This is a genomic window from Govania unica (genome assembly GCF_027920805.1).
GTDB classification, from domain to species: Bacteria; Pseudomonadota; Alphaproteobacteria; order Sphingomonadales; family Govanellaceae; genus Govanella; species Govanella unica.
On sequence record NZ_JANWOI010000002.1, the window covers coordinates 474,654 to 497,474 of the forward strand.

The window sequence follows — 22,821 nt, forward strand, 5'->3', positions numbered from 1 at the left end:
CGTGAAAAACACGAACTGGCGACGAATAACGATTATAAATTTTACATTTTCATGAAATTTAATAACTTCTCGCGAAAGCGAGGCTGAGGGAGCTTGCTATCGGAAGATCCGTCTCTTCCAATATCGTCATACGAGAATTGCCATGCTGTTGATATTTTATTGACGATTGTCGCCGACCATTCTGCTCAGGCAAACAAGCAATTTGTATTGGGCATGAAAGGGACATGATGATGGCGGGAGTGGTTGCGGACGGAACCTTGGGGCGCCAAGCTTATGACTATATCCGCGGCCTCTCCCGCTCCCGGCTGGCCTGGGAATATCTGCGCCGCAACGAGCAATACAGGCGGGATTGGCGCACCGCGGCACCTGGTCGCCCGCGCCCCATAGAGCTGACCACCGGCAGCGTCCTCTACCGCGCCCGCCGCCGTTTTCTCGGAGCGGAGGCCTGGGGCCTCTACTGCTTTCGCCAACCCTGACAGAACAGCGCTTGAAGCCGATGTTTTCTGGCGCTCTGCGGATTATGCCCGGATTGCGTCCGCCTATGTCCGCCGGGTCGAGGAGCCGGGCTTTGGCAGCCTCATATCCCTCGGAGGTCTCGCCTGTGCCCGGGCCATCTTCAAGGCTGCGGACGGCGAACAGCATCTTCTGTTGCGGACAGAGACCCGGGTCGTCCAGATCCATTGTATTGGCGAGGATCTCAGTCTCGACCCCTTCGCGCTCGAACTCGTGCTCGATCAGTTTCCCCATCTCGAAGATCGCCTGCGGCTTATGGCGCGCCTCGCTGAGATCTATCATGGCCGCACTCAAAACCACTCTCTGCGCGCACCAGGCTGGACTGCACAAAAGCTCTGGCATTGGGATGCCCTGATGGCCCTTGATGGCTGGCGTGCGGGACTGTCGCAGCGACAGATCGCCGCAGCCATTCATGGTGCGGCCCGGGTAGAGCGGGAATGGCGTGCACCGGATCAGACCATGAAAAACCGCGTCGCCCGCGCTATCAAGCGGGGGCGGGTCATGGCGGACGGGGGATATCGCAAACTCCTGGCCTGAGGACGACGTCCTGGCCGGGACGGGGCATCGGGCCGGACCATGTTGCATGGCGATGCTCCCCCGGAGTGTCCTCTCGGGGCATCCTCGAACCTTCTGGATCCTCTGTGCAAGCAACAGGAGAGAGAAGATGACGGAGCAGCTCCAATCGGTCATGACACGCCCCTTTCTCACCAGCCGTGAGGCGGCGGATTTCCTGATTCTCAAACCCAATACTCTCGAGAAAATGCGGGTCTATGGCGGCGGTCCCCAGTATCGCAAACATGGCCGCAGCGTGCGCTATCATATTGACGATCTCACCGTCTGGTCGAACCTGCGCAAGCGCGACATGACCCATGATCTTTAGGTCGCGGGACTCCATGTTTGCGGCGGGGCTGCTTGCGGCGGCCGCTTTGGGGTTGGCATCCATATGTCCGTTCCCTCTCAAGCTTGTCTGCAACCTCTCGGCGAGCGCACCGACTGGTTTTTACTGGATTGCGGACAGGTCCTTCGCCCGGGGAGACCTCGTCCTCGCCTGGCTTCCCGCAACTGCGGCGTCCCTCGCAGCCGATCGCGGTTATCTGCCGCTTGGCATTCCCGTCCTCAAACAGATCTCAGCCCTTGCCGGTGACGAGATTTGCCGGTTTGGGGGGAGCTTATTTATCAACGGTCAGTTCGCGGCAAAAGCACTTGCACGTGACAGAAGGGGACGGGAAATGCCGGTCTGGACTGGCTGCCACCGGCTCGGTGCGCAGGAAGTCTTTCTATTGAATGCCCATCCGCAGTCTTTTGATGGCCGCTATTTCGGGGCGATTGCGCAGGATCGGGTGGTCGGCAAGGCAATGTTACTCTTCTAGACGGCCATCGCTCACGCGATGACTTTTTTGTTTGGCCTTCCCGGCGGCGCAGGGTGGGCGACGCTCCCTTATAGGCCCGGTGCGGCAGGCCGCAAGCCGCCGCTGCGCTCCGGCTCCTCCACTTCGTTCCGGTCCTCCGGATGCGGCCCGCCTCTCTCACCGGGCCTGCCGGTCGCCATTCGCCGCCCACCCCGCTTTCCGGGAGGGCCGCGGCGGATTTCAGGATCGGAACGGAGGGCAGCCATGAGCAGGACCGGCACGCAATCGCAGAGCGGAGAGGGCAGGGCAAGCGTCTATCAGGAGGTCACGGATCGTATTATTGCGGATCTCGAGGCAGGCACTGTCCCTTGGGTGCAGCCTTGGGGGCGGGCGGGGCTCGCCCCCGGCCTGCCCCGGAATGCCGCAAGCGGGCGGCCCTATTCAGGGATCAATATTCTGATCCTCTGGGGAGCCGTAATCCAACAGGGGTTTTCGTCTCAGCACTGGTTGACGTTCCGGCAGGCTTTGGCCTTGGGAGCCCATGTGAGGAAAGGCGCACACGGTATTTCGGTCTGTTACGCGGACCGCTTCACTCCGAAAACCGAGCGCGACCGCGCCGCCCGCGACGGCGACGAACCGGGACAGGTGTCTTTTCTCAAACGGTTCACGGTCTTCAATATCGACCAGTGCGCGGGATTGCCTGAAGGGTTTCCGGGCGACCCCGCGCCTTTGCCCGAGCGGGCGCTGATACCGTCAGCAGAAGCGGTCATTGCGGCCACGGGCGCGGACCTGCGGATCGGCGGGGACGAGGCGTTCTATGTGCCAAGCCTTGATTATATCCAAGTGCCGCCGCAACCGGCCTTTCCGGATCAGATCAATTATTACCGCACCTGTTTTCATGAATTGTCCCATTGGACCGGCCATGCGTCACGGCTCAACCGGATTTTTTCGGGCCGCTTTGCGACGCAGGCCTATGGGCGCGAAGAGCTTGTGGCTGAAATGGGCAGCGCCTTCATCTGTGCGACCCTCGGCATTCGGCCCACGGTGCGCCATGCGGACTATCTCGGCAGCTGGCTCGAGATCCTGCGCGAAGACAATCGCGCCATTTTCCGCGCGGCGTCTCAGGCGAGCAAGGCCGCAGATTTCATCCTCGCTGACGCGGAAAATATGGAACAGGTGGCCGAGAGAGGGGAGATGGTGTCATGACCTGCTATCCTTCGCACCTGCCGCCCCTTATTCCCCCCGATCTCCGGGCCGAACTGCTCCGGAACGGGGCGAGGGGCGAGGATCATATCCCTGTCATCAAGCTCTTTTATCCGCGAGGTGCGCCGCTCTGGCTTGTCACTGCAATGAGCCAGGATGGGGACAGGCTCTTCGGGCTTGCAGACCTTGGGTTCGGCTGTCCCGAACTCGGATATTTCAGCCTCAGGGAGATCACCTCCGTTCAGGGCACGCGTGGACCGCTGATCCGGCGCGACCGTCGTTTTGTCGCCCGCTACCCGCTTTCGGTCTATGTGGAAGCGGCCCGCATGGCGGGAGAAATCACAGAAATGGATATCCTGTTGCGTTTGGCTGCAGGGGCGCTCCGCACAGGCCGCAGCACGCATTAGACCACCACAGCATTGCGCCGCCGGAGGCTCAAAGTCCTCGCTTTCGGGTCTGTCCCGGCGGTCCATCAACTGCCGCCCGTCTTTGAAACGGGTTCTCTTGAAACGAACCCTCCTGACGCGAATCCCTCGCATCTGTCCCGTCGATGCGAAGCCGAAAATCCCAGGCCAGAAAGGACCATCCTGTCATGAAACTCGCTCATATCAGCCTCGATCAGCTCGTCATCTCCAAAGCCAATATGCGGCATGGAAAACGCCCGCCGGACATCGCCGATCTCCTGCCGTCCGTGCGGGCGCGCGGCGTGCTCGTGCCGCTTCTTGTCCGTAAAAGCGGCGACGGTGACGACAACGAAAGCTATGAAATTGTCGCCGGACGGCGGCGCTATTTCGCCGCCCGGGCCGTCGCGGCGGAGGGGCAGGAAGTGGACCCCTTGCCCTGTGCTATCATGGAAGCGGGCGATGATGCGACCGCGCTTGAGGCTTCGCTCCTTGAAAACATCGCCCGCCTCGACCCCGACGAGGTGAGCCAATGGGAGGTCTTCACTCGTCTCATCCGGGAGGGGCGAACTGTCGAGGACATCGCCGCGACCTTTGGTCTCAACGCCCTCACGGTCCGGCGCCGTCTCGCTCTCGGCAATCTCCTGCCCGGGATCCGCGCGGCCTATCGCAAGGGGGAGATCGATGCCGCAAGCCTGCGTCATCTCACCATGGCGTCAAAGGCCCGGCAAAGGGACTGGCTCGCTCTTGAAAATGACCCGGAGGCCCGCGCGCCGCGCGGGTCCCAGCTGAAATCCTGGCTCTTCGGCGGGCAGGCCATTGCCGTCACGGCGGCGCTTTTTCCGCTCGAGCTCTATACCGGCGAGCTTCTGTCTGACCTGTTCGGGGAGGAGTGCTATTTCGCGGATGGAGAGCTGTTCTGGCGGCTGCAGAATGAGGCGATCGGGCAGAAGCGTGCGGCCTATGTCGAAGCCGGTTGGCGGGACGCCGTTCTGCTCGGTCCGGATCAGCCGTTCGCTCCATGGGACCATGAGAAGACCGCCAAACGACGCGGCGGCAAGGTCTATCTCAGTGTCTCCCGCCGGGGTGAACTCGAGATCCATGAGGGCTATCTGACCCGCAAGGAGGCTCGCTGCATCCGGACAAAAGAGGGCGAGGGAGGAACGGATGACAGCAAATCGGCCCGCCCCGAGGTCAGTTGCAATCTGCAAACTTATCTTGACCTCCATCGGCACGCGGCCCTGCGTCTGGCGCTTCAGGACCATCCCGGCGTGGCACTGCGGCTTCTCCTCGCCCATGTGATCGCGGGATCGTTTTTGTGGGCCGTCCGGCCGGAGCCGCAACGGGCCTCTCCCGCCATCGCCGAAAGCCTCGCCGCCTCTCCGGCCGAGGCCGCTTTTGCGGAAAAACGCCATGCGGTTCTCGCCCTTCTCGGGCTCGCGCCGGACGAGCCCATGGTCACCCACAGCCTGCGGGGGGCTGACGGAACGGTCACGATTTTCGCCCGTCTCCTGAGCCTTGCCGAGGATGACGTCCTGCGCATTCTCGCTGTCGTCATGGGCGAAACTCTTGAAGCGGGCAGTGCCATGGTGGAAGCCGCCGCTTACCGGATCGGGCTCGACATGAGGCGGTTCTGGCAGCCGGATGAAGCCTTCTTCGATCTGCTGCGTGACCGTGAAATCGTGACCGCTCTCCTCGCCGAAGTCGCGGGCCCGGCGGTTGCGGCGAGCAACAGGCAGGAGAAACTGAGGACCCAGAAACAGATCCTCCGTGATTGTCTCGCGGGAGACAACGGGCGCCTCAAAAGCGCGCCCTGGCTGCCCGGCTGGATGGCCGTTCCCGCCCGCGCCGTCACAGAGCGTGGCGGCGTCAAGGCCGTGGATCACTGGGCACGGATCGGGGCCTTGTTTGCGGAAGCCGATAATCATTCGCTGGCCGCCGAATAAGGCGGAGGCATCATTTGCCCCATCTTCCCGGCCCTGTGTTTTTTGTTTAGAAAGGCCCCCGCGCATCAAGTGCGGGGGCCTTTTGCTGTGGCGTTTCCGGCCAGGGTATTGGGCTCAGGGCCCCGTCTTTTTTTGCGGGCGCGGTCGGTTGCAAAGCCTGCCGGGGAGGGGGCGGCATTTCCCGGGACATGCGACAATCACGTCTGCTCACCCCGCTTGGATTCGGCCTCGTCTCCGGAGCGGAGACGAGCACAACCGGAACAGCCGGATGGAAGTGGCGGTGGCCTGGTCGGCCGCTGTCCTGCTGTCAGGAGTCCGGGCTTCGCTTGGGCCCTAGAATCTGCCGGAGATGACGCAACAGACCCCGCGACATGGCTCTTCTTCCATCCTCTCTGTCCGGCCGGACCAATCCCGGCTCGATGCTGGAACCTATGGATCTGAGCCCCGCCCCGAAACCATCGCGCCCGGGCTTTTTTCCCCGCCCAGGGCCCTGGGCTCCTCGCGGCGCTGGCGCGTTCAAAAAAGCCCGGGGCTCCGGTCCTCCGCTCACGCTGCGGCCCCCATATATGGGTCCCTCTCTATCAGCTGTGATGGGGGTTCAGAGCGGGACTCAGCTCCATGACGGTTCACCCATCGCCGGGAATGGTCCCGGCGGCAGCACAGGAGAAAACCCATGCCTGCGATTGGAACTGTCACCCGTCAACCCTCCGGCGGCTTCAAAGGCCAGATCCGCACCCTCTCGATCCGTGCCGACATCGATATCCTGCCGAACCGCAGCAAAAGCGCCGACACTCATCCGGATTTCCGGGTCGTGACCGGTGCCGTCGAGCTCGGGGCGGGCTGGATCAAGCGCGGCGAGCAGTCGGGGGCTGATTATGTCTCACTCAGTCTTGCCGCCCCCGAGTTCGGCCCGCGCAAGCTTTACGCCAACCTCGGCCGCGCCGCCGGACAGGAGAATGACGACGTCTTCGCCATCATCTGGAACCCGGCCGACTGACCGCAATCAGGCCCCCGCACATTGCGCGCGGGGGCCTTTTTTGCCTCTTCTGGGCCACAAAATTTTGCCGGAAAATCTCTGAAAGGCGATGATTTTTAGCCTGATTTTCTTCGGTATTTTCTCGGAATTTTCTGCGGATCTTCTTTGCAGTCTGATGCAAAATTTCCCTGGGGGACGTGGTTGTTTTTTGGAAATGCGATCCCTTCGGATGCTAATTTTTTTCTGTGTCCCGGCTGTCTTGGCCGGCGGGACAGGATCCGCCCGGTTGCAAAAAGTCCGGGACGATCAAGGAGCATCCAATATGACGAGCGGCCGGGACGATTTGGAAGCGGATGGCAAGATAAAACCTGATGGTGCAAGGCACCCAATCCTCCTGTCTGCACATTATGTTGGCCTGCACCAGGCAAAAGCGCTTTGTGCAGGTGAGCCCGGGAGAGGCCCGGTTTTCCGTCAGAAATCATGTGCAGAGAAAAACCGCCCTTTAAGTGGGAGTTTCGCATCCCAATCTCCTTTTCATGAGCGACAGGGATGACAGATTCAAACCGGAACTTGGCCGCATTCGCAGCGTCGGCCGAGGGTGCGGGCGACCCTATCTCAATCGCGTGCTGAAAGAGATGTCCGTCGCGGGTCTCGCAGGTTTATCCGGCCACTCCTTCAGCGGCTATCGCATCGGGCGCGGCAATGACGCCGGGCGGCATGAGCGGGCGGGATATCGTCCAGGCCCGGCCTATCGCCGTGTCATCATCAAGACCCGGCTTGTCCGGCTGTCATCCGGCAGGCAAGCCGCGGTCCGGGCCCATCTCCGATATATTCAGCGGGACGGGGTCTCAAGGACGAACGACCCCGGCGAGCTTTATGATTGCAGCAGCGACGCAGCGGATGGCAAGGCCTTCCTCGATCGCGGGGAAGGAGATCGCCATCAGTTCCGCTTCATTGTGTCGGCGGAAGACGCGGCAGAGCTTGATGATCAGAAGCCCTTCATCCGTGATCTCATGGCCGCTATGGAAAAGGATCTCGGCACCAGACTCGACTGGGTCGCGGTCGATCATTTCAATACCGACAATCCCCATACCCATATCCTGCTGCGCGGCAAGGACGAGCGCGGTCAGGATCTGATCATCGCCCGGGACTATATCCGGGAGGGCATGCGACGGCGGGCAAGTGAGCTCATCACCCTTGAGCTCGGACCGCAAACGGAGCTGGAGATCAGGCGCAAGCTTGAACGACAGGTGGCCCAGGACCGCTTCACCGATCTCGATCGCGATCTCCTGCGGTCAGCTGCCGACGGGATCGTCGATCTCCGTGCAATGCCGGAGCCGGCGCGCGACCGCCACAAACGCCTCCAGAAAATCGGCAGGCTGCAGGTTCTCGCTGAGCGCGGGCTCGCGCTCGAGATCAAGACCGGCCGCTGGACGCTCTCCCCCAAACTGGAAGAGACCCTGCGCCAGGCCGGGGAGCGCGGGGATATTATCAAGACCATGCATAGGGCTCTCGCAGATCAGAAACAGTCCCGCGCCATCGTGAGCTTCGACATACATCATGACATATCCTCTGAGCACCCCATGACCGGCCTGCTCATCGGCAAGGGCGTCGCTGGGGATGGACTTGGCGATCGGCTGCATCTCGTGATCGACGGCAGCGATGGGCGGGTGCATTACCTGGAGCTGCCTGAAGCCGCTTGCGGCGACATACCGAGGGGCAGTCTGGTTGAGGTCGTCCGGACCAGGCAGCAAGCTCGCGCGGCGGATCGCACCATTGCTGACCTTGCTCGCCAGAACGAGAGTCTCTATGAGCCGGCCGTTCATCTCCTTATGGCGCGGGAGCGGATCCCGGTTCCGGGCGACAATCATGAGGGCTATGTGGAGGCTCATGTGCGTCGCCTTGAGGCTTTGCGCCGGACCGGGATTGTCGAGCGACTTGGCCCCGATTGCTGGCGGATTCCTGAAGATTATGAGCTAAGGGCAGAGGCCCATGACCGGAGCCGTAACCAGCAGGTCCGCCTCCGGCTTCTCTGTCCGATTGGACTTGAAACCCAGATCACGGCCAACGCCGCCACCTGGCTCGATCGCGCCATCCTGGATCCGGGCTCATTCGGCATCCGGGACGGCGGTTTCGGTCGGGAAGTGTTGAGATCCATGGAGCACCGCAAAGAATGGCTCGCGGGACAGGGCCTCCTGCATCAGGAGGCCGATCGCTGGATCCCGCACCGCAACTTCCTCACCCTTCTCGCCAGACGGGAACTTGAAGAGACGGGGCGAGGCCTTGAGCAGATGGGAGATCTTCCATTTCGTGTACCCGAAAACGGCGAGCGGGTCAGGGGTATCTACCGGCAATCCCTGACCCTTGTCAGCGGAAAATATGCCCTGATCGAAGGCACCCATGAGATCAATCTTGTGCCCTGGCGACCGGTCATTGAACGGGAGCTCGGGCGCCATGTCAGTGGTATTGTCCATGGAGACGGCGTTTCATGGAAGATGGGGAGGGGCCGCGACCGTGGTCCTTGGCGCTAAGAAGGGAATGTTCAAGCGTCAGGAGTTCCTGAGATTTTGGAAAATAGCATCTAAGAATATCTGCATTATATTATAAGGCTTGCATGAAGAGCCGCAGCGTTGGCTCCTTTCCGAATGGAGCGTCGTCACGTTGCGCCGATGGCGGGACTGGTTGTGGGACAGAATATTCCAATGCGACGGGCCTCAAGCACATAGGTCGCGGCGTTGCCCCCTACGCCCTCGTCTGAGGCCTCGGCAACAACCATCTGCACACATATTCCTGATGAATCCGATGACCGACAATTTGATCGACTATTGCAGTATTTTCCCACCAGACAGGATAGTGCTCGTTGTCGATGCGTCTGGCAACATCTCACTCCTGTTGCCCAACTATCCCGCTACCATTGAAGGGCCACTTATAATCCAATTGCTAGCAGCGATGCTGCTAAGGTCCAAAGATGAGGAATGAGGCGAGTAAATGCTGACTGACCTGACGGATGCGCCTCGATCATAAAGAGGGGAAATCACGATGAAAGAGGCGATTTATTCTATTCCTTAGCCATGCTTGAGCACGATTTCTAAAAGCATCTGTCAGCCCTTGAAATTGGTGCAACATATTCCCATTTGCTTCTAGCCGCCAGGAATTGGCCGGGCGGTTAGACTGTTGAGACTGTCAACCTCAATACGGAGATCGGGCACGACGATGCCGAATAGCACCGCCGTGACGGCGACCCAGTTGAGAGAGACATCGAGCATCGCTCGGACCTCCACGGTTACATTATACCACCTCGCGTTTCGAGACCCGTGTCGGCGAGGCGTTCGGAGTTGAGAGAGACGCTGAACGCAATGGCTGGCAGAAGGTGGCGTGCGTTCGGGGGACGTCCGGCCTCGGCCGGAGCCCAGGGTCAGGGCCAGTCCCCCGAACTCTGCGAATGGAGGCGCGCGTGCCGCTGGATTGGCTGAAACCGCGCCGCTATCGGCACTTCGACCTGCCCGTCAACGAAGCCTTCGCCCGGAAGGCAATGATCCCTACCGTGGTGTCTAAGCACGCATTCTCGCCACTCATCCACTACAGCAAGGAGGAAACGCGCTACAAAAAATGTCCCAAAACGGGGACGCGGACGATTAGCCAGAAAGAGCGTCCCATCAAATATGCCGCCCACCGGGACGCCTGCATCCTCTCCTATTATGCTCATCAAATAAATCAGGCTCTCGATGCTCGATACAAGGCAGTAAGTATCTCAGACAACGTAATCGCCTACCGGGCGCTTGGGCAAGCCAACTATAATTTTGCAGCGGAGGCTATGGCTTTCGCCCAGGCGAAGGCGCCCGTCGTAATCTTGGCCTTCGACATCACGAGCTTTTTTGACACCCTCGATCATGGCCTCCTTAAGCGACGGCTGAAATCTCTGCTGGGAGTCTATGAGCTTGCCGACGATTGGCACAAGGTTTTCCGTTTCATCACCCGGTTTCACTACGTCGATCTTGAAGAACTGAAGGTCCATCCGGTATTCGGACAGCGCTTGAAGCAGAAAACCCGCGATCGTATCGCCAGTATGGAGGAATTAAAGGCGGAAGGCGTCACCTTTCATGCCAACCCTGAGCTGGCCAAGGGTCATCGCCGTGGCATCCCGCAAGGGACGCCAATCAGCGCCACTGCGTCCAATCTTTATATGATGGAATTCGATGTTGCGGCCAGAGCCTGTTGCGATCAGGTTGGCGCGTTCTATCGCCGTTACTCCGATGACATCCTCGTCATTTGCGAGCCTGACGATGCACTGGCGATAGAGGCAGAGATTTTGCACCTGATTGCTGCTGAAAAGTTGGTGATCGCACCGGACAAAACCGAGAAGACACTATTCGAGAAAGTGCGGGCCATGCCCCGCACTTCTAAGGCAGCCCAATATCTAGGATTCACCTTCGACGAAGCCGGTCCAGCTATCCGCGAAAGCTCGCTCGCTCGACAATGGCGGAAAATGCGATACGCGATGAAACGCGCCCGGAAAGCAGCCTTATGGCGTGCGAAGGCAGGTCTGCCCGGCAAGGTGTATACGAAGAATCTCTATCGCCGCTTTTCAAACATTAAGGTCAATGATGGTCTCTCGCTCCGAACGCTTCGAAATTTTTCATCATACGGACGACGTAGTGCCGAGGTTTTCGGACAGGGGGAGAAAATTACCCGGCAGGTGAAACGCTTCGAGCAAGCGGCGCTACGAGAAATCTCGAAGCTCAAGACGTTATGACAGTCCGCCCCAGATATGCGTTACGGCACACAAAGGCAAAAATCTAAATCCTGAATGACTTCAGTTCCATGAATTTCTGCTCATCACTTATTTGTTCGATCAGATATTCAACCCATCGATCGGAATACGTATAGTCATTGTGGGCGGCGTGATATACGCAATAATCGTGTTTCGTGTTCTCCGGCTGGGTTGCTCCCTTGCGCGGTCGCACCGCGAATTTACGCCATGCCTGCGTATGGTTGTGTTTGGTGAAGACTTTCCCTGCTTTTTTCTGGACAAGTGTTACTACGTCGCCCGGTTTGTGGGGGTATAGGTGATCGGCCAGCTTGTGCTGGACAAGGACGTTCCGGATATCCTTTCCCTCTACCGAATGAGGCTGAACAAACTGAAAATGCGCCCGTGATTTGGTAACGGCATCGAGCGTGTAAATCACCCTGAACTGATATTCGAGGTCGGCAATCTGGGATTCGGTCATCCCCTCGGTTAGCCGCGCATCAACAGCATCAATGTGTGCCGGAATTTCATAACGGTTAAGGGTCGTAAGCTGCTCAAGATTCATCTTGGTGAACTGAAGCGCAAATGACAGATCATGAGACAAGGTTATCTGATCGCCGAACAGGTCGCATATCGCCTTGTCAAAATTTAGGCAGCAGGCTTGAAACAGACCAAGCCATTTTATGTCGGCGCGGCCGAGGAGCTTATGCTCCACATCATCACGGAGGATTTTCAGCGCCTTAAGATTGTCCTTCACGCCTTTCGACAGTGGGCAATCCTGCCGGTCGAGCATCTGGCTCAGGAGCAATGATCTGCCGTCTTTGCCAACGATCCTTACGTTCCTCCGTTCGTAATACTCATGTAGGAGGTAGGTCCACGCTACATTCATCAGCATGGTGAACACCTCGGACTTGAAGCGCATTGCCGGGCTGTTGAAAACCTGAACCCCAAGAACCATAGCCTCGCGGGCGCGGATCAGGCGCTCATGATCGAACAGATTTAGGCCGGTCTTGGGATCATATGAATTTTTCTTGATTTTAAAGAATTCAACGGCTTCATCGCTCGCGGCGATAATCGTAGCGTCGTTCTTGGTTTCTGTAATGCGAGCGCTGTTGATGGTTGCTTCACGACCTATGTTCACAAGCGCCTGAATGTCCTGATTTCGCCAGCCTTGATTGAGAAGTGCCTTAATTATGCACTTTTCCTCGTATGTTAGCGCCCCATTTTTATTTCGTATCATGGCTTGCTTGTTTACAGTGAAAATTTACGCTTGGCAAAGAGATGTTGAAATCGAATTAGAGTTTATCGTTATTTACTTAAAAAATAAAATCATAGAATAATATTCTAAAAAGTAAAAATATATCCCAATCATAAATTGCGGATGGAAATGTGCAAAAATATAATAAAAAATTTATATTTATGTATTAATTGCGAGAGATTATTTTTTATTTTTGAGCGGTTTTCATATTCCCTACGATATAAACTCCTTTAAGTTATGCAGTTTCTTCTTACAGACTTGCTCAACTATATGCTGCAAAAGATCTACATGAATACCTAACCAGTTGAGCTCTTCCTTCGTGACAGCATAATGCTCGGAATATCTAGCATCGACATATGCTCTCTTCAAAAGCTCAAAGCAGCGACGCTCGTTCTTGGTTTCACGGGGCCAAGCATTAATTAAATTTTTCTCATTAGCTTCTGCCAACGAGCGGAGAAATTTTATGTTATGTGTAGAAGGGCCGTAATTGGTCACTGTCAACAATAGGCACTGGTACAAACGCTCTGTAGCTTGATGCAGCATAAATGCTGCATCATTCCATTTTTCCTCACGTATTCCAAATCGATAAAAATCAATTGCACTCATTGCATTGGCATACCATCTCTCAAAATGCCCCTTTGCAGTCTTATAGGCTTCCTCTGCTGTAATTAGTTTCGGCTCAATCAATGGATAGCCCGGCAGTTCATACAGAACAATCCCCTCGCGCTTGATGTCCGAGAAAAAATACTGCCCCTGTGCGAGCGCGTTGTTCACCTCGTCCATGGTATGGACAATAAAGTTCACTGGCGTCTTGATCTCCGGATCGCGCATCAGGCGATCATCGGCGGTGTGCCAATAGGTGGCGAGGTCGGTCAGATCCTTGTGATTGACGATGACGAGCAGATCATAATCGCTCATATAGCCCTTGGATGTATGGGGCTCATCGACCCAGCCGCCACGCGCGTAGGATCCGAACAGAATAATCTTGAGGATCCGTCCCGACTTCTTGCGTGGGGACGTGGCAAGTTTGAGGACGTCCTCGAATTCCGCGAACAGGATATCCACCGCGCGCGCGAGCTCGCGTTGTTTTTTCTGCGGCAGATGATCCAGATCTTTTCTCATGTCCTCAATGTTACTCAGAGTGCTTCGAAAGCCAAGCATTGAGGCCTGTCACGGATTAAATCCTATCCAAAATAGACTATTGGATCCAGAAATCTCCAAGTCAAGCCATGCCCATATATAACTCATTGGTATTATACTAAAAACTCTGTTGCTTGTGAACCTTCCTCTAAAGCACATTATAGCCTGTCGAACATCGGAAAAGGTGACGCAATGGCGACCCCGAATGCGGAACAGAGGAACGAGGGCTCAAATATGCGCCTCCGCGAGCGAGGGGATAGGCTCCTCAGGATCTCAGACGTCCGTCTCATGACAGCTTTTGGCCGCTCGACCATCTACCGGAAGATCAGCGAGGGCACATTCCCTGAGCCGATCCGCTTCTCCGCCAATGTCGTGCGCTGGCGGGAGTCCGCCATACAGGCCTGGATCGATGGCTTCGGATCCAAATAACGATCAGGCATTCACCAGATAGCCTCGGATCCGCCTCCTGCGGAATGTCCGCGTGATTGCCCCCGCCATTCTGATATATAGACTCTCGTCGATAAATAAGGGCCTGACAATAATCTGGCCGCGCGGGCAGAGGACGAGATGAAGCGAATTCTGAACTTCGAAAAGCCAATCACCCTGAGATCGTCACAGCACCGGCGGCGACGCCTGCGGCCGCAACTGCCGTTGGGCCTGGTCCTCCTCGGGGTCGCACTCGGCGGAGCAGGGTATTGGGGCTTTGGCGCAGGACTGTTTGAGGGAAATGTAACCGCGCAATCTGATGGCAAAGCATTTCCGCGCTGCGGCCACGGGCCACGGATCAACTGCGTCATTGACGGCGATACCTTTTATTTCGAGGGCGACAAAGTGCGGATCTCAAGCATCGATGCCCCTGAAATCAGCTCGCCGCAATGTTCCCGGGAAGCGAAACTCGGGGAACAGGCGACGCAGCGATTGCAGGAGATCTTGAACGCCGGGTCATTCACCCTTGTGCGGACAGAAGATCGCGACCGCGACAAATATGGCCGGCAATTGCGAGACGTGATGCGGGACGGAAAGTCCATCGGGGATCAGCTCGTGGAAGAAGGACTTGCTCATCCTTGGCGCGGGTTCAAGCGGTCCTGGTGCCGGTGAACTCCTGCTAAACCGATCCGATTTTCCGCCAAGGTCATGCGCTGGCGGGAGTCTGCCATTCAGCCCTCGATCAACAGCTTTGGGACCGCGTAAGGCCCAAGCCGTCTTTGGAAATGCACGCTGCAGCGTCGGACCGATCAGCTCAGAAGGGCGCTCGCATCACGGGCGCTGTGCAAGACACGCACTACAAGAATGCCTGTGCCGGTCAGTTCGTAATAGATATTGAAGCGACGGAACGGGTGCCGCCTGAGGCCGGCACGGATTTCCGGAATTTCCCGCCCGATTTCCGGCATTGCCGCTAGGCGTTCGAAAATCGCGGTCAGGTCATCGACAAAAAGTTCCGCGGCGCCCGGATTGTCCTGGCGGATAATCTGCCCGATTTCAAAAAGATCAGCGTAAGCCGCGGGGGTAAGTTTGACCGCGTTCAAAGACAACCCCTATCCCGCAAGTGACGTCTTGAGGGCGGCGGGGTTCCAGTCCCTGGGTTCGCCAGAGTTATACCCCTTCTCAATCTCAGTTCTGAGGCTCGCAAGAGCTTGCTCGCGCTCCTCGACGAGCCGGAGCCCTTCGCGGACAACTTCCGCCGCCGATCCATAGCGACCTTTATCGACAAGAGATTCGATCAGGTGGCGATGATGTTCCGAAAATGAAATATTCATGAGCGCCTTCTATGGTCCATATATGTGCCATTTTGGACATTATAAGCTTTTCTGCCCTGGTGATCCAATCTGTTTTTTCGGCGGCGGAGCAGGGGCAGGGTTCCTCGTTCTGGATGCTACTTCCCCCCTTATCCCCTGTTGGATGGTCATGGACCTCAGTCCGTTGAACCTAAATAAGAAAACGCCCCATCCTGTGCCGCAGTCAGGAACCATCAGACTCCAGAAACGGCACAGCTCCCATGACACCAGGCAAGCTTCTGATCGGACAGGTCATCGTCGTATTCTCGATCGTCATCGGCACGATCTGGGGCACGACCCAATGGACAGCCCACGCGCTTGGCTATCAACCGAGACTCGGAACTCCTTGGTTCTCCCTGGCGGGCTATCCGGTCTATCTGCCCTGGCGGCTCTTCGAATGGTGGTACGCCTATGAAGCCTATGCACCGCGCCTGTTCAATCGCGCCGGAGCCATGGCCGCCATGGGCGGACTTTCCGGGGCAGGGGTTGCCATAGCCGGATCCTTGTGGCGGGCACGGCAGGGGCGGCGGTCCACAACCTATGGCTCCTCACGCTGGGCGCGGCTCTCCGAACTCAAGACGGCCGGTCTGCTCGGACCCCGCGGCCTGTTTCTCGGGGTTTTCAAGGATCATTATCTCCGCCATGACGGGCCGGAGCATGTGATCTGTTTCGCGCCGACGCGGTCGGGCAAGGGGGTCGGGCTCGTCATCCCCACCTTGCTCAGCTGGCCGCAGTCCGCCGTCATCCATGACATCAAGGGGGAGAACTGGCAGCTCACCGCCGGCTGGCGCGCACGGTTTTCCCATTGCCTGCTGTTCAATCCGACGGATACGCGGAGCGCCAGATACAATCCATTGCTCGAGGTGCGCAAAGGGCGCCATGAGGTGCGCGACGTCCAGAACATCGCGGACATCCTGGTCGATCCGGAAGGGGCGCTCGAACGGCGGAACCATTGGGAGAAGACCAGTCATTCCCTGCTCGTAGGCGTGATCCTCCATGTGCTCTATGCGGAGCAGGAGAAAACCCTGACCCGGGTCGCCGCCTTCCTGTCCGATCCGACGCGATCCTTTGAACGCACGCTCCGGGTCATGATGACCACCAACCATCTCGGAGACGAAAACAGTCCAGAAGTCCACCCGGTGGTGGCGCAGGCGGCGCGGGAGCTTCTCAATAAATCGGAAAATGAGCGCTCGGGCGTTCTCTCCACCGCCATGTCCTTCCTCGGCCTCTATCGCGATCCGACGGTCGCCGCAACCACATCGGCCTGTGACTGGCGCATTGCCGATCTCATGGATGGGACGCGGCCCGTGTCCCTTTATCTGGTCATCCCGCCTTCGGATATCTCACGGACAAAGCCCCTGATCCGCCTGATCCTCAACCAGATCGGTCGCCGTCTGACCGAGCGTTTGCAGGGGGAGGCCGGCACCTGTCCGCGGCATCAGCTTCTCATGATGCTCGATGAATTCCCGGCGCTCGGGCGGCTCGATTTCTTTGAAACGACACTCGCCTTCATGGCCGGATATGGCATTCGCGCCTTTCTGATCGCGCAATCGCTCAACCAGATCTCCAAGGCCTATGGCGAGAACAATGCCATTCTCGACAACTGCCATGTGCGGATCGCCTTTGCCGCGAATGATGAACGTACCGCCAAACGCATCTCGGACTCCCTCGGCACGGCAACGGAATTGCGGGCCCAGCGCAATTACGCGGGTCATCGTCTCGCGCCCTGGCTCGCCCATGTGATGGTGTCCCGTCAGGAATCCGCCCGTCCCTTGCTCACCCCCGGCGAAGTCATGCAGCTGCCGCAAGGTGAGGAACTCATCATGGTCTCCGGCCTGCCGCCGGTCCGCGCCAAGAAGCTGCGGTATTTCGAAGACGCAAATTTCAGAGACCGGATCCTGCCTCCTCCCGGTCTCAGGACGGACGGTTCCTATGGGGACCGTCCGTCACCCCGACCTGATGATTGGTGTGGCGAAGTACGTGCGAGCCATGCCTCCCTCCGGAAGGTCTGGTCCCTGCAAATGAGCACTAATGAGGACGGGGACGGGGACGAGAAGGAAGGCGGTCTGCGCCGCTCCCCGACTTTGCCTGAAATCCCGGAGCCTGCTCCGGTGAGTGACCGCGCGCCCGACGACGGCCTGTTTGATGACAGCGTCACCGCGGCGAGTGCAGGACGGCTGCGCGATGTTTTGACTGGATCTCCGGCAGTCCGCCAGGCCCATGCCCTCAATAACGGTCTCGGTCACAAGGCCGATGACATCCTGCCTGAATTCTGAGGAGCCCTTCCATGAAGCCGCGTCTCAATGTGCATGTGTCTTTCGAGCTCTTCGACAAGGTGACAGTCCTCGCCCGTCGTCCTGGTCTCACCAAGGCCTCCGTTGTCGAGGCGGCGCTTCTGAGCTTCTTCGCCAAACAGGACGAAGACCATCGCGACGGTGCCCTGACCCGGCGGCTGGATCGCCTGACCCGACAATTTGACCGGCTCGAACGCAATCAGGCAATTGGACTTGAGACCTTGGCCCTTCATATCCGCTTTTTTCTCACGGTGACGCCACCTTTGCCCCATGGCGAACAGGATGCGGCCAAGGTCGTGGGTGACGAGCGGTTCAATTATTTCGTGCGCCAGCTTGGGCGTCGGCTCGCGGGCGGCAAAAATCTCATTCGCGATGTGCTCGAAGACGTGGTGCGGGATGAGGAAGAGTTGCTTCCGGCGGGGGAGCCTCGGGATGACTAAACGCCTCTCCACAGAAACAGGGCAACGCCAGCGTCTCATGTTGCGGACCGCCATGGGCCCCGTGATCCTCGCGGCACTGGATGACCCATCCGTCACCGAAGTGATGGTCAATCCGGATGGGCGGCTCTGGGTCGATCGCCATGGCAATGGTCGTTCCGAGAGTGGGGTCTCTGTCGCTGCCGCAGAAGCCGAACGCATCATCCGGTTGGTGGCCAGTCATATGGGACAGGAGTGTCATGCCGGGCGGCCCATCGTCTCAGCCGAACTGCCGGAAGGCGGTGAGCGTTTCGAAGGCCTGTTGCCGCCGGTCTCGAGCGCCGCTTGTTTTTCCATCCGCAAACCGGCCCAAATACTCTATCGCCTGTCGGATTATGTGACCGCCCGCATCATGACGCCGCTCCAGATGACGGTACTGAGGGAAGCGGTCGCCATGCGACAGAATATTGTCGTCATTGGTGGCACCAGTTCCGGCAAGACCACTCTGGTCAATGCGCTTCTGGCCGAGGTCGCGACCAGTGGCGACCGGGTCATTCTCCTCGAGGATACCCGCGAGCTCCAATGCGGCGCGGAGGATTTCGTCGCCCTCCGCACCAAACCCGGCGTGGCCACACTGGCCGATCTCGTGCGGTCGACGCTGCGGCTCCGCCCCGACCGCATCATTGTCGGTGAAGTCCGAGGCCCGGAAGCGCTCGACATGCTCAAGGCCTGGAACACCGGGCACCCGGGTGGCATCACCACATTGCACGCAAATTCTGCCCGCGCCGGTCTCTATCGTCTCGAACAGCTCATCCAGGAGGCGGTTGTCACCGTCCCGCGCCCACTGATTGCCGAGGCGATCGATCTGGTTGTCTATCTCCAGGGCCGCGGCGCTGATCGCCGTGTTGAGACCATTGCCGCCGTCGCGGGACTCACCCCTGACGGCGACTACAAACTCAAATCCCTCGTCCCCACAGCGCTCACACCCGTTTCATTCCCCACACCTGTTTCATAAGGAGGATAGGATGTTGCGTCCAAAATCAGGCTCCCTTTGCGCTCTGACCATCACTCTGCTTCTGTCCATGGCTGGGCTTCTGTCCATGACCGGCGTCGCGGAGGCCGCAGGCTCCGGCATGCCCTGGGAGGAGCCGCTCACCTCCATTCTCGAGTCCATCGAAGGACCGGTCAGTCGCATCATCGCTGTGATCATCATCACCATCACCGGCCTGACACTTGCTTTTGGAGAAACCTCCGGCGGCTTCCGGCGGCTGGTCCAGATCGTCTTCGGTCTCTCCATCGCCTTTGCCGCCACAAGCTTCTTCCTCTCGTTCTTCTCCTTCGGCGGTGGGGCTCTGGCTGGCTGATGACAATCCCTGGCTTTGAAATCCCGCTGCATCGGGCGCTGACGGAACCGATCCTGTTGGGTGGAGCCCCCCGTGCCGTGGCTATCCTGAACGGTACCCTGGCCGCAGCCCTCGGGCTCGGGCTCCAACTCTGGATTCTCGGACTTCTGGTCTGGGCCGTCGGGCAGGGCCTTGCGGTCTTTGCCGCCCGCAAGGATCCGCAATTCCTGATGGTGCTCGCCCGCCATATCCGCCATAAGGGACATCTCGCATGCTGAGCTTACGTGAATACAGGAAGCGCTCCGACCGGCTTGCCGATTATCTGCCCTGGGCGGCCCTGATCGCCCCGGGTGTGGTGCTCAACAAGGATGGCAGTTTGCAGCGGTCGGCAGGGTTCCGGGGACCGGATCTCGAAAGCGCGACCGAAGCGGAACTCGTGGCGAGCGTCGCCCGCATCAATAACGTGCTGCGGCGCTTCGGATCGGGCTGGGCCCTGTTCTTCGAGGCCAGCCGACAACCAGCGGGCGACTATCCGCGCTCCGTCTTTCCCGACCCCTTGTCACAACTCGTGGACGACGAACGGCGGGCGGATTTCGAAGAAGCCGGCAGTTTGTTCGAAAGCCGTTATCGTGTGACCTTCGTCTTCCTGCCGCCCCCCGATACAGTCAATCATGCCGAACGGCTGATCCTCGAGCGGCCCGATCCAAAACAGCAGGGTGACGGGCGCGAAGCGCTTGCGGCCTTTATCCGTGAGACCGATCGCGCCCTCGACCTCCTGCGTCCACTGATGCCGGAGGCGGCCTTTCTCGACGACGCGGAGACGCTGACCTATCTCCATGACTGTATTTCCACCCGTCATCATCGCTTGGCAGTGCCGGAGATCCCGATCTATCTCGATGCGCTCCTCGTGGACACGCCGCTGACCGGCGGGCTCGAACCCCAACTCGGCGACCTGCATCTACGCAGTTTGACAGTGCTTGGGTTTCCGGGCGCGACCACGCCCGGGATGCTTGATGACCTCAATCACCTCGGCTTTAGCTATCGCTGGATGACGCGCTTCATCGCGCTCGACAAGACGGAGGCGACGCGGATCATCACCCGCTGCCGCCGGCAATGGTTTGCCAAACGCAAATCTCTCGTGGCCATCCTCAAGGAAGTGATGACCAATGAACAACCGGTCCTTGCCGACAGTGATGCCGACAACAAGGCGGCGGATGCCGACGCCGCCCTGCAGGATCTCGGGGCCGATCTCGTGGCCTATGGCTATGTGACCACCACGCTCCTGGTCTGGGACAAGGATGCCGCGCGGGTCGAGGACAAACTCCGGGCCGTCCGGCGCAGCATCGACGGGCGCGGCTTCACCAGCATTGAAGAGCGGACCAATGCGGTCGAGGCCTGGCTCTCCTCTCTGCCGGGGCAGGTCTATGCCAATGTGCGACAGGCACCCATCAACACGCTCAATCTCGCCCATATGATGCCAGTCTCCGCCGCCTGGGCAGGTCCGGCCTGGAACGATCATCTCGACGGGCCGCCGCTCCTCACCGTCAGGACCAATGGCACCACACCTTTTCGGCTCATGACGCATATCGGGGACGTGGGGCATATGTTCATCATCGGCCCCACCGGGGCGGGCAAGTCCGTGCTGCTCGGACTGATCGCCTTGCAGTTCCGCCGCTACAGGCAGGCTCAGATCACAATCTTTGACAAGGGCGGATCGGCCCGCGCCGTCACGCTCGGTTTAGGTGGACAGTTTCATGATCTCGGGCCGGACTCTCAGAGCGGTCTGGTCTTCCAGCCCCTGCGCCGCATTGATCTCATGTCCGATCGCGTCTTTGCCCAGGGCTGGATCTCAGACCTTTTCACCCAGGAAGGGGTGAGTGTGACGCCCGAGGTCAAGGACGCTATCTGGTCGGCGCTTTCGAGCCTTGCCTCAGCCCCGGAACCCGAGCGGACCCTGACCGGTTTGTCGGCGCTTCTGCAGTCGATCATGCTCCGCAAGGCCTTGCAGCCCTATACGCTCGAAGGCCCCCACGGGCGGCTTCTCGACGCGGATCATGAAGCCCTGAGCTTAAGTGACATGCAATGTTTCGAGATGGAGGGGCTGATGCAAACACCGGACGTGGTGCTGCCGGTGCTCAGCTATCTGTTCCATCGCCTGGAAGCCCGTTTCGATGGCCGTCCCACATTTCTGGTGCTCGACGAAGCTTGGCTTTTTCTCGACCAGCCGGCCTTTGCCGCCCGTATCCGCGACTGGCTCAAGACGCTCCGCAAGAAAAACGTCTCCGTCATTTTTGCGACCCAGAGCCTGAGTGACATTGCCGCGAGCACCATTGCCCCGGCTATCCTGGAAAGCTGCCCCGGCCGGATCTTCCTCCCCAATGATCGGGCCATCGAGCCGCAGGCACGCGTGAGTTACGAAGCCTTCGGCCTCAATGAACGGCAGATCGAGATCATCGCCCGGGCGGTGCCGAAGCGTGACTATTACTATCAGTCGCGCCGGGGCAATCGTCTGTTCGAACTCGATCTCGGCCCCATCGCGCGCGCCTTTGCGGCCGTCTCGAGGAAAGAGGATCAGGCGCGCATGGACGCACTCATCGCCACCCGAGGTCCCGAGCATTTCACCGAGCATTGGCTCCGCGCCCAGAGCCTCGGCTGGGCCGCCGATCTCATCGCCCGCGACAACAACATGAGCACTGGAGCCTCATCATGAAACACATCATCCCGAAACGCATAGTCCTGAGTTGCCTTACGGCCATTGCCATGACGCTGGCCCTGCCACAAAACGCCCATGCCATCTTCGGTCTCGGCGACATCGTCTATGATCCGGCGAACCATGCGGAGAATGTCCTGACGGCCGCACGCACCCTTGCGCAAATCAACAATCAGATCCAGCAGCTTGCGAACGACGCGCAGATGCTGATCAACCAGACCCGCAATCTCACGCGTCTGCCAAGGTCCATCGCCTCCGACCTGCAAAACTCGCTCCTGCGCATGGATGATCTGACCAGGAGTGCCCAAGGGATCGCCTATGACCTCGCGGCCATAGACAATCACTATCGCCGTCTATTCCCGGAAAGCTATGACAATTCGACCTCCGCGTCCCGGATCCTGCGTGACGCCCGGGAAGCCTGGGGGCTCGCGCGGGACGGGTTCAAACACAGCCTCGCGGTACAGGCCGAAGTGGTCGGTGAACTGCGGCGTGACGGGCAATTGTTAGACCGGCTCATGGCCGAGAGCCAGGGCGCCGTCGGCAATCTTCAGGCGCTTCAGGCTGGCAATCAACTGACCGCGCTCGCCGCCAAACAATCCATGCAGTTGCAGACCTTGCTGGCGGCCTCAACCCGGGCCGAAGCGCTGGAGCGCGCCGGGGCTCTTGCGGCACATGAGCAGGGCCGCGCCCGCTTCACGCGATTTTACGGAGACGGCTCAGCCTATACGCGCTGACCGATAAAACGGGAAA

The 22,821-nt window shown here is 59.0% G+C and carries 24 protein-coding genes; 19 read left to right on the top strand and 5 right to left on the bottom strand.

Going from position 1 to position 22,821, the window contains the following annotated elements; all coding sequences use genetic code 11:
• The first annotated feature begins 230 nt into the window (after window positions 1–230).
• The 9 genes from NYP16_RS06910 to NYP16_RS06950 all read left to right on the top strand — a co-directional run bounded on the left by NYP16_RS06910 (window position 231) and on the right by NYP16_RS06950 (window position 8,919).
• The gene (locus NYP16_RS06910) at window positions 231–476 is read left to right on the top strand and encodes a transcriptional regulator domain-containing protein (protein WP_274943388.1); all 246 of its coding nucleotides are present in this window, start codon (window positions 231–233) and stop codon (window positions 474–476) included.
• Window positions 477–648: 172 nt separating this feature from the next.
• The gene (locus NYP16_RS06915) at window positions 649–1,050 is read left to right on the top strand and encodes a DUF2285 domain-containing protein (RefSeq protein ID WP_274943389.1); all 402 of its coding nucleotides are present in this window, start codon (window positions 649–651) and stop codon (window positions 1,048–1,050) included.
• Window positions 1,051–1,177: 127 nt separating this feature from the next.
• Entirely contained in the window at window positions 1,178–1,393 is a 216-nt protein-coding gene (locus NYP16_RS06920; RefSeq protein ID WP_274943390.1) for a MerR family transcriptional regulator, read from the top strand.
• A gap of 13 nt (window positions 1,394–1,406) precedes the next feature.
• Complete coding sequence (locus NYP16_RS06925) at window positions 1,407–1,883, top strand: S26 family signal peptidase (RefSeq protein WP_274943391.1); 477 nt, start codon at window positions 1,407–1,409, stop codon at window positions 1,881–1,883.
• A 243-nt stretch (window positions 1,884–2,126) separates the two neighbouring features.
• Window positions 2,127–3,068 (top strand): ArdC family protein, encoded by a 942-nt coding sequence (locus tag NYP16_RS06930; protein WP_274943392.1) that lies wholly within the window; start codon window positions 2,127–2,129, stop codon window positions 3,066–3,068.
• Window positions 3,065–3,472 (top strand): DUF2958 domain-containing protein, encoded by a 408-nt coding sequence (locus NYP16_RS06935; protein ID WP_274943393.1) that lies wholly within the window; start codon window positions 3,065–3,067, stop codon window positions 3,470–3,472. The genes NYP16_RS06930 and NYP16_RS06935 overlap by 4 nt, the downstream gene beginning before the upstream one ends.
• Window positions 3,473–3,657: 185 nt before the next feature.
• Window positions 3,658–5,412, top strand: a complete 1,755-nt coding sequence (locus NYP16_RS06940; RefSeq protein WP_274943394.1) for a ParB/RepB/Spo0J family partition protein — start codon at window positions 3,658–3,660, stop codon at window positions 5,410–5,412.
• Between the two features lie 673 nt (window positions 5,413–6,085).
• Window positions 6,086–6,409 carry a DUF736 domain-containing protein gene (locus tag NYP16_RS06945; protein ID WP_274943395.1) on the top strand — a complete coding sequence of 108 codons (324 nt, stop codon included), beginning with the start codon at window positions 6,086–6,088 and terminating at the stop codon, window positions 6,407–6,409.
• Window positions 6,410–6,924: 515 nt separating this feature from the next.
• Entirely contained in the window at window positions 6,925–8,919 is a 1,995-nt protein-coding gene (locus NYP16_RS06950) for a DUF3363 domain-containing protein (protein WP_274943396.1), read from the top strand.
• Between the two features lie 609 nt (window positions 8,920–9,528).
• Here NYP16_RS06950 and NYP16_RS06955 read toward each other — a convergent pair.
• The gene (locus NYP16_RS06955) at window positions 9,529–9,654 is read right to left on the bottom strand and encodes a hypothetical protein (protein WP_274943397.1); all 126 of its coding nucleotides are present in this window, start codon (window positions 9,652–9,654) and stop codon (window positions 9,529–9,531) included.
• A gap of 188 nt (window positions 9,655–9,842) precedes the next feature.
• Between NYP16_RS06955 and NYP16_RS06960 the strand changes: the two genes are divergently transcribed.
• Window positions 9,843–11,141 (top strand): reverse transcriptase domain-containing protein, encoded by a 1,299-nt coding sequence (locus NYP16_RS06960; protein ID WP_274943398.1) that lies wholly within the window; start codon window positions 9,843–9,845, stop codon window positions 11,139–11,141.
• 43 nt (window positions 11,142–11,184) lie between these two features.
• On the opposite strand, the gene NYP16_RS06965 is transcribed toward NYP16_RS06960, so the two are convergent.
• Together NYP16_RS06965 and NYP16_RS06970 are read right to left on the bottom strand one after the other, a co-directional pair.
• Complete coding sequence (locus NYP16_RS06965; protein WP_274943399.1) at window positions 11,185–12,375, bottom strand: DUF3644 domain-containing protein; 1,191 nt, start codon at window positions 12,373–12,375, stop codon at window positions 11,185–11,187.
• A 231-nt stretch (window positions 12,376–12,606) separates the two neighbouring features.
• Window positions 12,607–13,515, bottom strand: a complete 909-nt coding sequence (locus tag NYP16_RS06970) for a nucleotidyltransferase and HEPN domain-containing protein (protein ID WP_274943400.1) — start codon at window positions 13,513–13,515, stop codon at window positions 12,607–12,609.
• 252 nt (window positions 13,516–13,767) lie between these two features.
• Here NYP16_RS06970 and NYP16_RS06975 point away from each other — a divergent pair, with 252 nt between their 5' ends.
• Together NYP16_RS06975 and NYP16_RS06980 are read left to right on the top strand one after the other, a co-directional pair.
• Window positions 13,768–13,962 carry a helix-turn-helix transcriptional regulator gene (locus tag NYP16_RS06975; RefSeq protein WP_274943576.1) on the top strand — a complete coding sequence of 65 codons (195 nt, stop codon included), beginning with the start codon at window positions 13,768–13,770 and terminating at the stop codon, window positions 13,960–13,962.
• A gap of 138 nt (window positions 13,963–14,100) precedes the next feature.
• Window positions 14,101–14,631 (top strand): thermonuclease family protein, encoded by a 531-nt coding sequence (locus tag NYP16_RS06980; protein ID WP_274943401.1) that lies wholly within the window; start codon window positions 14,101–14,103, stop codon window positions 14,629–14,631.
• 137 nt (window positions 14,632–14,768) lie between these two features.
• Here NYP16_RS06980 and NYP16_RS06985 read toward each other — a convergent pair whose 3' ends face one another.
• Together NYP16_RS06985 and NYP16_RS06990 are read right to left on the bottom strand one after the other, a co-directional pair.
• Window positions 14,769–15,059, bottom strand: a complete 291-nt coding sequence (locus NYP16_RS06985) for a type II toxin-antitoxin system RelE/ParE family toxin (protein ID WP_274943402.1) — start codon at window positions 15,057–15,059, stop codon at window positions 14,769–14,771.
• Window positions 15,060–15,068: 9 nt separating this feature from the next.
• Window positions 15,069–15,290 (bottom strand): type II toxin-antitoxin system ParD family antitoxin, encoded by a 222-nt coding sequence (locus NYP16_RS06990; RefSeq protein ID WP_274943403.1) that lies wholly within the window; start codon window positions 15,288–15,290, stop codon window positions 15,069–15,071.
• A gap of 239 nt (window positions 15,291–15,529) precedes the next feature.
• Between NYP16_RS06990 and NYP16_RS06995 the strand changes: the two genes are divergently transcribed.
• The 7 genes from NYP16_RS06995 (at window position 15,530) to trbJ (ending at window position 22,805) form a co-directional block, all read left to right on the top strand.
• Window positions 15,530–17,584 carry a conjugal transfer protein TraG gene (locus tag NYP16_RS06995; RefSeq protein WP_274943404.1) on the top strand — a complete coding sequence of 685 codons (2,055 nt, stop codon included), beginning with the start codon at window positions 15,530–15,532 and terminating at the stop codon, window positions 17,582–17,584.
• Between the two features lie 11 nt (window positions 17,585–17,595).
• Entirely contained in the window at window positions 17,596–18,042 is a 447-nt protein-coding gene (locus tag NYP16_RS07000) for a CopG family transcriptional regulator (RefSeq protein WP_274943405.1), read from the top strand.
• On the top strand, window positions 18,035–19,033 hold the full coding sequence (trbB, locus tag NYP16_RS07005; RefSeq protein ID WP_274943406.1) for a P-type conjugative transfer ATPase TrbB: 999 nt from the start codon (window positions 18,035–18,037) through the stop codon (window positions 19,031–19,033). The genes NYP16_RS07000 and trbB overlap by 8 nt, the downstream gene beginning before the upstream one ends.
• A 67-nt stretch (window positions 19,034–19,100) precedes the next feature.
• A complete protein-coding gene (locus tag NYP16_RS07010) occupies window positions 19,101–19,382 on the top strand; it encodes a TrbC/VirB2 family type IV secretion system protein (protein ID WP_274943577.1) in 282 nt (93 codons plus the stop codon).
• Window positions 19,382–19,639 carry a VirB3 family type IV secretion system protein gene (locus NYP16_RS07015; RefSeq protein ID WP_274943407.1) on the top strand — a complete coding sequence of 86 codons (258 nt, stop codon included), beginning with the start codon at window positions 19,382–19,384 and terminating at the stop codon, window positions 19,637–19,639. The genes NYP16_RS07010 and NYP16_RS07015 overlap by 1 nt, the downstream gene beginning before the upstream one ends.
• A complete protein-coding gene (trbE, locus tag NYP16_RS07020; RefSeq protein WP_274943408.1) occupies window positions 19,633–22,071 on the top strand; it encodes a conjugal transfer protein TrbE in 2,439 nt (812 codons plus the stop codon). Before NYP16_RS07015 ends, trbE begins: the two co-directional genes overlap by 7 nt.
• Window positions 22,068–22,805 (top strand): P-type conjugative transfer protein TrbJ, encoded by a 738-nt coding sequence (trbJ, locus tag NYP16_RS07025; RefSeq protein ID WP_274943409.1) that lies wholly within the window; start codon window positions 22,068–22,070, stop codon window positions 22,803–22,805. Before trbE ends, trbJ begins: the two co-directional genes overlap by 4 nt.
• The last annotated feature ends 16 nt before the right edge of the window (window positions 22,806–22,821 follow it).

Coding starts and splice junctions, on each gene's coding strand:
- NYP16_RS06925 (WP_274943391.1), top strand. CDS start 1,407: ATGTTTGCGGCGGGGCTGCTTGCGGCGGCCGCTTTGGGGTTGGCATCC.
- trbJ (WP_274943409.1), top strand. CDS start 22,068: ATGAAACACATCATCCCGAAACGCATAGTCCTGAGTTGCCTTACGGCC.
- NYP16_RS06980 (WP_274943401.1), top strand. CDS start 14,101: ATGAAGCGAATTCTGAACTTCGAAAAGCCAATCACCCTGAGATCGTCA.
- NYP16_RS06945 (WP_274943395.1), top strand. CDS start 6,086: ATGCCTGCGATTGGAACTGTCACCCGTCAACCCTCCGGCGGCTTCAAA.
- NYP16_RS06910 (WP_274943388.1), top strand. CDS start 231: ATGGCGGGAGTGGTTGCGGACGGAACCTTGGGGCGCCAAGCTTATGAC.
- NYP16_RS06930 (WP_274943392.1), top strand. CDS start 2,127: ATGAGCAGGACCGGCACGCAATCGCAGAGCGGAGAGGGCAGGGCAAGC.
- NYP16_RS06955 (WP_274943397.1), bottom strand. CDS start 9,654: ATGCTCGATGTCTCTCTCAACTGGGTCGCCGTCACGGCGGTGCTATTC.
- NYP16_RS06990 (WP_274943403.1), bottom strand. CDS start 15,290: ATGAATATTTCATTTTCGGAACATCATCGCCACCTGATCGAATCTCTT.
- NYP16_RS06965 (WP_274943399.1), bottom strand. CDS start 12,375: ATGATACGAAATAAAAATGGGGCGCTAACATACGAGGAAAAGTGCATA.
- NYP16_RS06920 (WP_274943390.1), top strand. CDS start 1,178: ATGACGGAGCAGCTCCAATCGGTCATGACACGCCCCTTTCTCACCAGC.
- NYP16_RS06995 (WP_274943404.1), top strand. CDS start 15,530: ATGACACCAGGCAAGCTTCTGATCGGACAGGTCATCGTCGTATTCTCG.
- NYP16_RS06950 (WP_274943396.1), top strand. CDS start 6,925: ATGAGCGACAGGGATGACAGATTCAAACCGGAACTTGGCCGCATTCGC.
- NYP16_RS07010 (WP_274943577.1), top strand. CDS start 19,101: ATGGCTGGGCTTCTGTCCATGACCGGCGTCGCGGAGGCCGCAGGCTCC.
- NYP16_RS06975 (WP_274943576.1), top strand. CDS start 13,768: ATGCGCCTCCGCGAGCGAGGGGATAGGCTCCTCAGGATCTCAGACGTC.
- trbB (WP_274943406.1), top strand. CDS start 18,035: ATGACTAAACGCCTCTCCACAGAAACAGGGCAACGCCAGCGTCTCATG.
- NYP16_RS06935 (WP_274943393.1), top strand. CDS start 3,065: ATGACCTGCTATCCTTCGCACCTGCCGCCCCTTATTCCCCCCGATCTC.
- NYP16_RS06970 (WP_274943400.1), bottom strand. CDS start 13,515: ATGAGAAAAGATCTGGATCATCTGCCGCAGAAAAAACAACGCGAGCTC.
- NYP16_RS07015 (WP_274943407.1), top strand. CDS start 19,382: ATGACAATCCCTGGCTTTGAAATCCCGCTGCATCGGGCGCTGACGGAA.
- trbE (WP_274943408.1), top strand. CDS start 19,633: ATGCTGAGCTTACGTGAATACAGGAAGCGCTCCGACCGGCTTGCCGAT.
- NYP16_RS06940 (WP_274943394.1), top strand. CDS start 3,658: ATGAAACTCGCTCATATCAGCCTCGATCAGCTCGTCATCTCCAAAGCC.
- NYP16_RS07000 (WP_274943405.1), top strand. CDS start 17,596: ATGAAGCCGCGTCTCAATGTGCATGTGTCTTTCGAGCTCTTCGACAAG.